Source organism: Opitutus sp. (genome assembly GCA_024998815.1).
GTDB lineage: Bacteria > Verrucomicrobiota > Verrucomicrobiia > Opitutales > Opitutaceae > Rariglobus.
The window spans coordinates 728,028-740,975 of record JACEUQ010000001.1 but is presented as its reverse complement, the minus strand read 5'-3'; the positions used below and the strand labels follow the sequence as shown (position 1 = coordinate 740,975).

General features: G+C 61.5%; 9 protein-coding genes. All 9 read right to left on the bottom strand.

The genetic code is table 11. The features are described 5' to 3' along the window. Positions 1-1,245 precede the first annotated feature (1,245 nt). The 9 genes from H2170_03185 to H2170_03145 all read right to left on the bottom strand — a co-directional run bounded on the left by H2170_03185 (position 1,246) and on the right by H2170_03145 (position 12,943). Positions 1,246-2,637: an NAD(P)/FAD-dependent oxidoreductase gene (locus H2170_03185; protein MCS6299094.1), complete on the bottom strand. Its 1,392-nt coding sequence runs from the start codon at positions 2,635-2,637 to the stop codon at positions 1,246-1,248. A 361-nt stretch (positions 2,638-2,998) separates the two neighbouring features. Next, positions 2,999-4,354 carry an exopolysaccharide biosynthesis polyprenyl glycosylphosphotransferase gene (locus H2170_03180; protein MCS6299093.1) on the bottom strand — a complete coding sequence of 452 codons (1,356 nt, stop codon included), beginning with the start codon at positions 4,352-4,354 and terminating at the stop codon, positions 2,999-3,001. Between the two features lie 48 nt (positions 4,355-4,402). Then, positions 4,403-5,248, bottom strand: coding sequence for a glycosyltransferase family 2 protein (locus tag H2170_03175; GenBank protein MCS6299092.1), 846 nt, complete (start codon positions 5,246-5,248; stop codon positions 4,403-4,405). After that, positions 5,245-6,669, bottom strand: a complete 1,425-nt coding sequence (locus H2170_03170; protein MCS6299091.1) for an O-antigen ligase family protein — start codon at positions 6,667-6,669, stop codon at positions 5,245-5,247. Before H2170_03170 ends, H2170_03175 begins: the two co-directional genes overlap by 4 nt. Positions 6,670-6,864: 195 nt before the next feature. Further along, positions 6,865-7,992: a glycosyltransferase gene (locus tag H2170_03165; GenBank protein ID MCS6299090.1), complete on the bottom strand. Its 1,128-nt coding sequence runs from the start codon at positions 7,990-7,992 to the stop codon at positions 6,865-6,867. A 304-nt stretch (positions 7,993-8,296) separates the two neighbouring features. After that, the gene (locus H2170_03160) at positions 8,297-8,800 is read right to left on the bottom strand and encodes a putative colanic acid biosynthesis acetyltransferase (GenBank protein ID MCS6299089.1); all 504 of its coding nucleotides are present in this window, start codon (positions 8,798-8,800) and stop codon (positions 8,297-8,299) included. Between the two features lie 104 nt (positions 8,801-8,904). Beyond that, positions 8,905-10,086: a glycosyltransferase family 4 protein gene (locus tag H2170_03155; GenBank protein ID MCS6299088.1), complete on the bottom strand. Its 1,182-nt coding sequence runs from the start codon at positions 10,084-10,086 to the stop codon at positions 8,905-8,907. Further along, a complete protein-coding gene (locus tag H2170_03150) occupies positions 10,086-11,627 on the bottom strand; it encodes a hypothetical protein (protein MCS6299087.1) in 1,542 nt (513 codons plus the stop codon). Before H2170_03150 ends, H2170_03155 begins: the two co-directional genes overlap by 1 nt. Positions 11,628-11,641: 14 nt before the next feature. After that, positions 11,642-12,943, bottom strand: coding sequence for a glycosyltransferase (locus H2170_03145; protein ID MCS6299086.1), 1,302 nt, complete (start codon positions 12,941-12,943; stop codon positions 11,642-11,644). Positions 12,944-12,948 lie beyond the last annotated feature (5 nt).

The window sequence follows — 12,948 nt, the reverse complement described above, 5'->3', positions numbered from 1 at the left end:
CAGGCCGGTGGGCGTGGGGGTGGGGGCCGGCACGACTGCCGCAGCGATCGTGATCGTGGCAACGCTCGGGGTGCCGAGGGTGTAGGTCGTACTCGCCGCAAGGGTGAACTTTGCGGTTTCCGGATTGGCGTTGGTGCTGTTGGCGAGCGCTTGGATCGTCAGAGCGGTGGAACTGGCGCCGGCGGGGATCGTTACGGTGACCGGCATGGTGCCCGTGGGCAGGCGGTAGTCGGTTAAGGGGACAGCGGTGCCGCCGAGGGTGTAGTTAACCGTCAAGGACGCCGTGGTGGCGCCGGTGCGAGTGAACAGCAGCGAGCCGGTGTCGGTGGTGCCGATGGTGGCCGAGGCGTCCGTCGCGCTGACCGTGACTACCGGCAAGGTTGGAGTCGGCGGAGGTGGCGCACTGGTTGCCAGGAGGGTGATCGTGGCGGTTTTTTGGGTGCCGAGGATGTAGGCGGAGTTGGCCGACAGGGTGAAGATCGCCGTTTCCGGGTTGGCCCCGGTGGAGTTGGCCCGGGCCATGATGGTCATGACTGTGGAGGCGGCGCCGGCGGGGATGGTCACCGCGACGGGCATGTCGCCCTGGATGCGGCAGTAGTCGTTCCATTTAACGGCGGTGCCGCCGAGGGTGTAGTTGACGGTTAATGCCGCAGCGGTCGAACCGGTGCGGGAGAAGGCGAGTGTCGCGTAGTCGGTGGTGCCGATGACGGCTGAGGCGCCGGTGGCGACCACGTTAACGGTGGGCTGGGCGGAAGCGCTGGAGGCGAAACCGGCGGCGAGGACAAGGGAGGCGGCCAGTGTCAGCCACCTCGGGAGACGTATGAAGGGATTCATCGCTCAACCTTAGCGGGTTTGAATCCCCACTAATGTCGGAGCATCTCCGATTCCTCTGTCGGTGTCTGTCCGACAAACCCCGCGGCTGCGAACGCGCCGACTGGGTGGACCCAACCCATTGGCCACAAAAAACACGAAATGCCACAAAAACAACCCGCCCCAATCCCACTGTCCACTGGTAGGCTGTAACATTTAAAGTGTCGGATCGAAAGTAGTGCGGTGCTTCAGCCCGCATTGGCGATTGTGCGAAGATCAAAGCTGCGGGCTAAAGCACCGCACTACCTCAGAACTCAATCCGCCGAGATCCCTGTATTTCTATGCGTTCTCTGCGTTCTTTCGCGGCTAAAACGATCGATGTTTACGTTGATTTTAAGGGGGCTCTGGATGCGACACTTTAAATGTTACTGCCTACTAGCGGTGAATCTGCTCGGCGATTTCCTCCAGCGGATAAGTGAGAATTTCCGCCAATGTCGGGTGATACCAGGGCGCGCGCAGGAGATCGAAAACCGTGGCCTTCATCGCCAGCGGACCACTGAAAATGTGAATCAGTTCGCCGGCGTGCGGTCCGACGATTTCGGCGCCGAGGATGCGGCCGCGTTTGGGCTCGGCGATGACCTTCACGTAGCCGTAATTGGCCTCCATCAGGATCGACTTGCCGTGGTCGTTGAACGGGTAGGTTGCGACGAGGAATTTTTCACCTCGCGCGGTGAGCTCGCGCTCTTGTTCACCGATGCTGGCGAGGGCAGGTTCGGTGAAAACCACGCTCAGGAGGAGCTTAGGATCGATGGGTTTTAGGCCTTTGCCCCCAAAGGCGTGGCGGGCGGCCAGTTCGCCTTGGGCCACCGCGAGGTGCACCAGATCGTAGGGCCCGCAGACATCGCCCCCGGCGTAAATGTGCGGGGCGGTGGTTTGCTGCCAGCGGTTGACCTTTACCCGGCCGGCCGGCGTGAGTTTTACCCCGGCCTCGGCGAGTTGCAGCGAGTCGGTGTTGGGCTCGCGGCCCAGCGCGTTAAACAGGTGACGCGCCCGGCGGGTGAGGGTTTTTCCGCCGCAGGTGAACGTAACCGCTACGCCCGCCTCGTCGTCCGATATTTTCTCGATTTGGGTGTCGGTGTGCAGAGCGATACCCTCGTCGCGGAAGGCCTGCTGGACCACTTCGCTGGCGGCGGGGGAGTAGTCCTTAAGAATGGTTTTACTGCGCTGAATTTGGATCACCTTTGAGCCAATGCGCCGGAGGAACTGGGCGAGTTCGCAGGCGACGATGCCGCCGCCGAGCACGATGACGCTCTCGGGGACAAAATCGAGGTCGAGCACGTCGTCGCTGGTCCAGAACGGGGTGGTTGCCAAACCGGGAATGGCGGACGGAACGCTGACTTTGGAGCCGGTGCCGATCAGGAATTTTTCGGCGGTTAACGTGCGTCCATCGGTGAGGGCGATGGTGTGCGGATCGACGAAGCGGGCGTGGCTGCGGTAAACGTCGTATTTACCCGATTCGAGGGCTTGGGAGCGGTAGCCGGCGAATTCGCCGATGATCTTCTTTTTGCGGGCGTGGAGCGCCTTCATGTCCGCGGAGGCGGAGGGGATGCGCAGGCCGAAGGTTTTGCCCTTTTGGGCGAGGTGGAGGATCTCAGTGGAGTAGAGGAGCGTTTTGGACGGCATGCAGCCCTTGAGGATGCACAACCCGCCGAGTTGCGGGGCGCTGTCGACGATGGCGACGCGTTTGCCGAGCGAGACGGCGACGCGGGCGGCATTGAAGCCGGCCGAGCCGCTGCCGATGACGAGTAGATCGTAGGGTTTGGGCATGGGGAAAGGGATCGGGAGTAAGTCAGTTAGGATGCTATGCTAAATAACTTGATTAATTTAGGGGAAGATTGATGGGGCGGTGCCACGTTGAATTCATACGGCTAAAACCCTATTATTGGCGTTGGATAGAGCAGTTACGGCAAGCCGGCTGAATTTAAATCCACTGAATTTTCAACCACTAATGGACACTAAGATGCACTAATCTGGAAAATGTATATCTTGTTTTATTAGTGCCTTTTAGTGCTCATTAGTGGTTAAAAGAATTGGGTTACATGTCTTTAAGTTACGAGTGGTGAGGTAGGGGGGAAGTGTTAGGTTGTTTTGATTCACCTAAGCCGCTTATGAGCTTACCGCGTCAGGCTTACCGGCCTTTGCCAAACAGCATGATGTGAATGGTTTTCAGGACGATAGAGGCGTCGATCTGAAAGGAGAAATGGCGGATGTAGTAGAGGTCGTATTCCAACTTACGCAGGGTGTCGTCGATGTTGGCGCCGTAGGGGTAGTTAACTTGGGCCCAGCCGGTGATGCCGGGTTTTACCAGGTGGCGGAAGTGGTAACAGGGGATCTGTTGCTCGTAATCCGTGACCAGTTTGTCCCATTCGGCGCGGGGGCCGATCAGGCTCATGTCGCCAAACAGCACGTTGAGCATCTGCGGCAGTTCATCGAGGCGGTAGGTGCGCAGGAATTTGCCGACTCGGGTGATGCGCATATCGCCCACCGTCGTGTAGGCGTCGGCGCCGTCGTTGGGGCGCATGGTGCGGAATTTGTAGATGCGAAAGGGCACGCGGTTTTGGCCGATGCGCGTCTGGCTAAACAAGACCGACCCGCGGTCACCGCACCAGATGGCCAGCGCGATGGCGAGAAACAGCGGGGCACCCAGCGTCAGGGCAACGAGCGAAAAGCCGATGTCGGAGAAGCGCTTGAGGTGCTTAAACACCGGTTCACGGGCGATTTTAAAGCCTTCCTGGAACAGCCAGGTTTGGTTGAGGCGGTAGAGCGGGATTTTGCGCCAATACACCTGATGAAAAAGCTCGAGGGTATAGGTGGGCACGGCGTGGAAATAGAGGTCCACCAAGCGCAGCGACAGGCGGGTGCGCAGGTCGCGGTTGTTTTCGCGTAACACGATGGCCTCGATTTCGATGGCACCGGTTTCGATCTGCCCGAGGACCTCGTCAAGGGCCGTGGATGCAGGGCCGCTGGCGGTTTCAGCCTCGGGCGAGGCGTAGATCACGGGCTGCTGGTAGCCCATGCGGGTGCACTCTTGGGCGAAGGTTTCGGCGCTTTCGGCGTCACCGATGAAGAGCAGCGAGCGGCCTTTGCGAGAGGCGTGGGTGCGCGAATAAATGACCCGGCGGTAGGCCAGCGAGATGGGAATGCAGGCCAGAAAACTGAGTACGATCACGGTGCGGCTCTGCTGGAGGGGATAACCTTGGGGGAGGATCGTGAAGGTCACCAGCAGGGTGCAGATGAGGGCCGAAAGTACCGCGATGATGTGCTCGCTGGTGTAGTCGAGGCTCATCATGTCGGTCTTCGAATTGTAGGCGTCGATGAGGAAAAACGTCGTGACTAACAGCGCGGCGGGAGCGAGCAGCGGGGTGTAGATCCAGACGTTGTTAGCCAAGATGCCGCGCAGCCAGGCGATGGAGTTGAAGGCGGCCACCAGCAACCCCACGTCGAGGAAGAGCAGCAGGTAGGCGACGGTGCGGTTTTTGTGCATGCGGGGCGGGGGCAGGGGGGAGTGGCGGGACAGTTGCGGGGGGGGCGGTCAGCGTTTTGGGGCTGCGGAGCGCAGGGCCCGCAGCTCGGCGGAAATCGCCTGTTCGTAAGCGGCGAGTAAGCGGCAGTAAACTAGGCCGGGGGCACCGTCTAAAAAGCCGCGCCTCAGGAGGTACTGGTAGACAAAACGCAGGAGACCGCGGGCCGGCAGGTGATAACTGGCCTCTTTTAACGCTCTGCGGCGGGCCAGTGCATCGGGTGCGCGCAGATCTCGCCAAAGCGTGTTGGCCGGGCGCGCCGTGGCCATAAACGCGGCGGCCTCGGTCTTGGCGTAGCGGGCGTGTTTGACGCGGATCTCGGCGTCACTTTGCGAGGAGAGGTTGTGGTCGTAGGGGTGCGAGAGCCGGCCGAGCCGCAGGCCCGGGGCTTCGCGCTGGCCGTGGCCGACTTCAATGAAGCGAAATCGGCGGGTGTTCACGAAGCGCGCCTGCCAGGCCGGATAATCGGTGCAGCGAGGAATCCAGCGGCCGTGGAAAAACATCCGGGGCGCGGCATAAAAACCATCGAGTTGCGCCGCCGCCGGCGAAGTGGCGCAGTCGGAGCACTCGGCGATGAGCTCGGGCGAGAGTTTTTCGTCGGCGTCGAGGTGGAACACCCACTCGTGGCGGAACGCGATCACGTCGTGAGCGTGGTTGCGCTGCTGCGCGAAGTTTTTGAAGGGGTTAACAAAAACCCGGGCTCCGGCCGCACGCGCGATTTCAACCGTGCGGTCGGTCGAGCCGGAATCGAGCACCACCACGTCGTCGCAGCCGGCGGTGGTGGCGAGGCAGGCCGGGAGATTTTGCTCCTCGTTGAGGGTCAGGATGACGATGGAAATAGGCCGCTGATGGCTCATGGGGCTTGTGGCGGGGGCGGCGTATCGACGGTAAGCTCGGCTTTGCGCAGTGCGGTGAAAAACAAAACCCAGAAGGTGATCAGAAAGGCGCCCGAAGAAAAGGGGAACTCGATCAGCGCATAAAGCAGGACGACGGCCAGTCCGAGCAAGGGGTAGGCGACCAGCGGGTGGCGGAGTTTTCGGCGGGTTAAATGCGCTAAGGGCACGGCAAGCGTTAGTATTAGCAGCGTGGTGCCGACCAGACCGGTTTCGGCCAGCGATTGCAGCCAGTCGTTGTGGGCGGTGGCATAGTGATTTTCGTACTGTCGGCTGGCTTGTAGTGGACGCGGGCGGACCAGCTGAAAGGCAATGTCGTAACTGTTCAGCCCCCAGCCAAACACGGGCTGGCGGCGCGCCAATTCGGCCGTGTCGGCATAGACGGCCATGCGCTCACCCCACAGCGATTGGTTCTGTGCCAAGGCGATTTGAGTTTGGTGGTAACGTTCGCTGATGCCACGAAAACCCAGCCAGGCGACCGCGGCGATGGTCAGGGTGACCACGGCCAAAAGGGTGGTGGCGGCGGGCCAGAGCGGGCGGTGGGCGCGGTGGCGGGCTGCGGCCAACCGCAGCAGGGCATGCCCGGTGGCCACCAGCACAAGGAACGCCGACATCACGGTGGCGGCCCGGGATGCGCTCAGCGGACCGCTGATCGCGATGAACAGGAAACCGACCAGCGCCGCGCTGAAGGGCGATTGCCACATATCCCGCCCGTGGTGGTGCCGCGCTTGGTTAAACAGCAGTCCGGCGGTTGTCGCCAAACACAGCACCATAAAAGCGCCCCAGTGGTTGTAATAAATGAAGGAGGCAAAGAACCGTGCATTGGGCGAAGTGGCCGCGCCAAAGTAGAACCCGGCGGCAGAAAGCTTTTGCACCGTGCCCATCACCGCGAGGGCCACCGCGTTTACGCTGATGAGAATCAATAAAAAGTGCAGCGCGCGCCGGCTGCGGATCACCACCGCCAGATTGAAAGCCGAGAGGTAAAGGCCGGCCCCGAACCAGAGCGAATCGAGCGACTGCGCCGCGCTCACCGTGCTCGGCCACTGCGGGTGGGCGGCCCCCTTATGCGCTAAAAGCAGGCCGCCGTCGATGAACGTGGAGGCGAAGCTCGGGTTGTAGGTGCTGGCGAAGACCAGGCCGGCGTATAGGGCGGGCGGGATCAACCACCCCAGCTTGCGGCGGGCGTGCCGACCTCGGCCGTGGCCCTGTAAAAACGCGGCGATGCACAGCGGCAGGGCGAGGCTGCCCCAAATCGACAGTGTGAGCCGCGCCCACCAGATGTTACCGCCAAACGCCCAGCTCGAAAACAGGAGCAGCGCGCCGACATGAACGAGCACGGTTTTTTCCAGCCAAGATAGCCGATGCGACTCGTGGGAATGCGTCATGCAGCTAGTAGCCAGTAACCTTCGAGTTTCCGCATCTGTCTGCCCCGCCAATATCATTGGAATATTTCGATCCTTTTAGCCGCGAAGGAACGCAGAGATCGCATAGAAATACAGGGTGTTTTTCTTTGCGCTCTTTGCGCTCTTTCGCGGCCAAATTGAATTGGTTTAATACGATGAAATCCATGTTAAGGTCTACTAGGTGAGTGAGGCGTAAAAGTCCGCTAGGGTGCGCGCGGTTTTTTGCCAGGTGAAGGTCTTGCAGGCCCAGCGGCGCCCGCGTTCGCCGGAAGCGGTTAACGCCTCGCGTGGCTCGTTGAGCAGCGCGTCGAGCGCCGAGCCGAAGTCAGCCCAGGGAACGCAGTGGCCAGCGCCCACTTTTTCCAGTTCCAGCCACGGGGTTCCATCGGTGGTGAGTACGGGCACGCCTCGCACCAACGCCTCGGCCACGACCAAGCCGAAGTTTTCCGAATGCGATGGCAGTAAAAACAGATCGCAGGCGGCGTAGGGCGGTGGTTGCCCGGCACCGTCCCGTATCAAAATGCGGCCGCTGCCGCCGTGGCGCAGAACGTAGGCGTCGAGCTGGTCAACTGAGTAGGCTTCGGGAATGCCGGCGATGAGCAGCACCCAGTCGCCACGGGGTTTTGCCAACCAGAGGTCGATCAATTCGATCACGCGCTTTTTCGCGTGAAAGCGGGAGTAAAACAGCGCCACGCGGCGACCGGCCAGCGAGGGTAGACGCGCGCGCCACGGTTGAGCCTCGCCAGCCTCGGCCGCAGCCGTTGGGGGCACCACGCCGTTGGGGGCGACGCAGATTGGCTGGCGGAAGCCGAGGCGGCGGATGTCGTCGGCCTCGGCCTCACAGGTGGCGTGCCAGCCGGCGGCGCCCGCGAACGCACCGGGATGGATGAGCCAGGAGGCGAGGCGCTTTTTCCAGCGCCGGTGTTGCCAGGCCCACGGACTCATCATGCCGCGCGGTGAAATGACCAAGGGGACGGCCGATTTGCGCGCGGTGAGGTTGGCGTAATGCAGGGGCCGCAGCCAGAGACCGTGGTTGTGAATCACGGTGTAGGCGTTCGCGGCGAGGTGGCGGTCCAGCGCGCTGGAACGCGCCAGCAGTTGGGGGAAATCGCGGGCGAAGGCGTGGTTTTTTAAAGTGTCGAGCGCCGGGCTGGTGACGGCGTGGGTGCCTGTCTCGAGGGGGCCGGTGGTGAGCAGGTCGACCGAATGGCCGATCTGGGCCAGTCCGCAGGCGAGGCCACGGACGGAGCGGGACGGGCCGCCATGGCGCGCGAGCAGACTGGGGACGACTTGCGCGATCTTCATGGGCTACTCGACGATTTCGGTGGGTTGCCAGGATGAAAAAACATCAGCAGGTTACACGGAGTCCACGGAGCCCAGCTCACAGAGCGCAGACAGGGAGGCCTTAACGACTTCGTTGGCTCAAAATCGCCGAACTGCTCGGACTCAGCCTGGCCTGTAAACTCGTTCCTTAATCGTGAGGTTGTTGCCGATTTTGAACGGTTTGACTCCGTGGCCTCTGTTTCAGGGCTCCGGCTTGGCTCTGTGATACCATTCAGGCTGCCGCTTTCGCTGCCAATCCACCCGCTAAAAGTGTCGAAGAACCTCTTCATTGCGGCTCGGGGCGGGGCTTGAGTGGGCGGCAGGGGTTGCCGGCGCACACCATGCGGGCGGGCTGGTCTTTGACGACCACGGAGCGCGCCCCGATGACGGCGAGTTCGCCGATGGTCACTCCCGGTCCCACAAAAACCTCGGCCCCGAGCCAGGCGTTGGCCTCGATTTTGATCGGTTGCGCCACCAGAGGCATGGCCCAGCGCAGGTAGTCGTGGGTGCCGGCGCAGAGGTGGACCGACTGGCTCAGTTGCACGCCGTAGCCGAGCGTCACGGGCGCGAGATTATAAAGGTTAACATGGGGGCCGATCATCACGCGGGCCTGGCAGGTGAGTTTCCACGGATAAATCACCTGGGCCGTCGGGTAAATGCGCACCTGGCCGTTGGCGGGAATGGTGGCGCCGAACAGGCGCAGGAGCGCGATGCGGAAGCAGTGCAGCCCGCGCGGACTCCAGCGGAATAGGGAGTGTTGCACGGCGGCCCACAGGTAGCGTCGCGCGATTTCGCGGCGGGGGTTGGGGCAGACGTTGCCTTCGCCGAGATAGGGGGTGGATGGGGGAGGGGCCACGCGCAAAGTTTTTTGAGGGGCTCGGAGCAGGGCAATCGTTAAACCACCCGGCGGTTTCCCACTGAGTGCACGGCTTGGGCCAGCCCGGCGGTGGCGGTGGCGTAGGTGTAGCCGGCGATGCGCTTGATTACGCGCTGGCGAAAGCCCTCGGCGTCCCGCGCCGTTGCGAGCAACGCCCGCCGCAGCGTCGACTCCAGGCCGAGGGGCGCGTCCGCAGGAAAGACCCAGCCGGTTTCACCCTCGGTGACCAAGTCGCGCTGACAACCGACCCGGTCGCTGACCAGGCAGGGCACGCCGGCGTGCATGGCTTCATTGACCACGAGCCCCCAGGTTTCTTCGGGACCACCCGAGGGTAGAACGAACACATCGGACAGCAGGTAGCGGGAGGGCATTTCGCTTTGGTTGGCAAAAGGTAGAAAGCGCACGCAACTCTCCGGGCGAGATGCCGCCAGTTGTTGCAAGGCGGACCGTTCGCTGCCTTCGCCGACGATCACCAAGGCGGCGTTCGCGTCTGCCAGTTCAAGAAACGCTTGAAGAAGTTCGAGGGGGCGTTTTTTCGGAATGAGTTTTCCTGCAAACAGCACGATGCGTTTGCCATTCAATCCGAGCGAAGCCCGCAGGGTTTCGGCGGTCGCACGGGTTTCAGATGTGGGTGTGAAATGGTCTGCATCGACACAATGGGGCCCGTGAAACAGTTTCTCGGGTTTCACGCCGAAGGCGCGGAAGTAATCGCGATTGGCCTGGCCAACGTAGGTGATCGCCGCGCAGCGACCATAGACGAGCCGGAGTGCCCAGCGTTTGAGGCAACGGGGCGCGGGGGCACCGAGCAGGTGGGAGTCGCCCCGGAAAATCACGGGGGCCGGCGGGGCCAGCAGCAGGCGCAGGTGGGTTAGGTATTTGTAGCCGAACAGCAGGATGGCGTCGGGTTGCCACGCGCGCAGGCGGGCGCCGAGTTCGGGGTTGTTCAGGCCACGCAGGTGGTGCGTGCCGGGCTCGCGGGCAATGTTGGGCACAAATTCCGCTTCATAACCGGAGAGCAGGTCCACGTCCCAGACAATGGTGCGCCCAAACTCGCGGTCCCTGTGCTCGGCGACACCGGCGTCCCACAGGTAAAATACCCGCAACGTCCAGCCACGGGCGGTCATCCACCGGAACCACGGGGCATAGTATTGGATCGGGTGGGAAACGACCACCGCGAGTCGCTGGGGCGGAGCCTGCATCACGATTCCACCGCCTCCGATTCCGGGCGAATGACCCACGTCCGGTAAACAAACGGGATGCAGGCCAGGGCGATAATCACGCCGGATTGAAACAGCGCGGTGATCAGCACGCTGGCCACATTCTCGAATGAGACAGTTAACTCCATGAACAGGGCGAACGTGATCAGGCCTTCCAGCGAGAGCAGCGGTTTGGTGGCGGTGATGACTTCCGCCCAAGCGAAAAAAAGTCCCAAGCCTAAACCGAGAATAACCCCGCCCCAGATCGACCCGAAATTGCCATAGGCTTCCGGCAGAAGCCCCCAGGCAATATACGTGTTAAACGTGTCGGCGATCCCCTGGCGTCCGAAGTGAACGTTGAGCATGATCTGACCTTCATGGGTGCGCGGTTTGTCGGGCCATAAAATCCGCGGGATCAGCAACGGGGGGATCAAACGGTAGGTGGCCCCGCCGAGTGTGGGCAGCGATTGGCCTTCGATGGCTTCGATGGCGAAGAGCAGATTTTGCAGGTTGTCCACGCGGGCCAGGAGCGAGCTCGGGCTCTTTTTTTCCTGCACGAAGCCGGATTGATTGGCTCCAGATCCGGAAAGGTTGCTAAGGCTCGAATCGAGCCATTCACCGTAGTATTTCGGCAGGTTTTGGAGCGTGGGGTTGAAGGTTTCTTGGGCCCGTTCGCCCCAGTAGCGTTCGCGCATTTCAAATTTGCCGAGGTGAAGCAGCGCCAAGGGCAGGGTTGCCAATATCAAAAAGCGCCAAGGGGGGCGGCCTGAGCTCCAAAACAACCCGAGCACCACTGCGGCAAACAGGTTGGTCACCGTCGAGAGGAGAATGCCTGACGCCATGATCACGGCGTTGAGGATGAGCGTGCCCCAAAACAACAGCCGGATGCCTGTTTTTCCCTCGCCCGAGCCCAGACTCATCGCGACTACAAAATAACCCGCCATGGTGACCGACTTGATGCTGGCGGTAAAAATGGAGTAAGTGCCGTCGGGTAATAGCCCGAGGATAAAATCGATGAGTTGCAGGCTGCTGAGCACATTGTAGCCGGTCGCAATCAGGATTAAAACGATGCCGCCGACCCTGCGGGTTCGGTCTTCGTTTTTGGCAAAAGCACTGAGTGCGTAGCATTGGGTTGGACGCGGGCGAAAAAGCTCCATGCCGAACCGCCAAGCGAGCGCCAGGGTGACAATGAATACGCCCACCTCGACCCCCGCCTGGGTAATGGACGCGCTCGAATACCGCTCCAGCGTTTCATTTCGGGATAACAGCGGTATGCCATAGGCCGCCAGGTGCTGCGCGGCCATCATTGGCAGTAGCGGTAACCCAACCGCCTTACTCTGCCAGATGCCCAGCGCCAGTACGGTGCTGAACCCCATCGCAGCGAGGGCGAGCCAACTGGAATCGTTTTTGAAAAAAAAGTACGCCGGCACCAGCACGGCGGCCAGGATCAAGGGAATTACCCCTCGCTGGATCACCCCGCGCACCACCCCGCCCAATTCGCTGATTTGGGTGTAACGATCGAGGACTTGCAGGCGCGCTTTCATCGGGCTTGGCGGGATTATCCGGACCGTACGGCTGACTCAAAGCAGTCAGCCAACTGTTGCGTCATGCTGGCGGCAGTGAAGGGTGCAAAGGCGACGGGATTAACCGGACTGACTTTGCGCATCCCGCCACCTTGAAACCACGCGAGGTTTATTTGCTCAGCAAGGGTGTCGATGTCGTCGTAGGTTTTGAAACTGAAGCGTTGTCCGCACTCGGCCTGACGTGCAATGGCGAGGATCGGGCTTTGTTGGTTGAAGATTACCACCATGGGTCGTTCGGCCAGAATGTAGGGGAAGATCTTGGACGCGCTGTAGGTCGGATCATTGGAGCCCACAGCGAGCAGGGCGTCGGCGTTAACAAGGTAATAGAGCGCGTCGAAATAGGGGACCCGGTAGCACTGTTCGCTAACGAATTCAGCCACCCCTTCGGCTTTCGCGATGGGCAGGGCCCACTCTCGGCCCAGCGGCGGTGGTGCGTAGTCGGTGCCGATGAAGTGGAAGCGGATGCGTTTGGCCTCTGCGGGGTGGGTCGCGAGGAATACTTTAAAAGCGCGAAAAATCGAGGTGAGCGAAATGGTCATGTCCGGACCACATCGGCCGGCGTAGATATGGTGAAAGAGACCATCCGAAAAATCGACCAGCGGGTTAGCGGGGCGATGCCGACGGGCTATTTCGATGTCCTGGGCGGCAGCGCCGAAGGGGATCAGTTTCACGCGCGCGGTGTGAAACCACGGATAGGCTGCCGCCAGGGTTTTAGCATAGGCATCGGACACGGCGATGACGCCGGAGGCCTGTCGCAACACCTCTGGTTCCTGACGTTTGGCACACCATTGCGAAAAGCCGAATTTCAAGGCTCCGCCGGGTGGCCGGGTGCGGGTGCGCGCGTAGTAGTCGTTCACCCAGGGGTCTTGGTAATCGAGTACGTAAGGTACGCCAAAGCGGCGCTTCCAGCGCGGGCCGAGCGTGAAGGCGTCGAACTGAGTGGTGGTGAAAAAAACCAGGTCGAATTTCTCCGTTCGCAATAAGTGATCACCGGCAGCGCGAAACGCCCGCCCGCAGCGCAGCCACAGGCTGCCAATGCCAGCCCAGCGGGTGAATTTGGGCGAGATTCCACGCACCCGCACAATCCGCGTGTCGGCCGGATAGGTGGACTCCATCAGGGGATCAAGCACACCGCCCTCGATGAATTCGGGTGCAATGGCCAGCACCACCGGCTCCCAGCCCAACGCCTTCAAGTAGGGGATCGCCAAGCGGGCGCGCTGCATGTCCGGCGCGTTGGTGGGCGCGAAATGCGGACTGATGATGAGGACGCGGCGCATGGGAG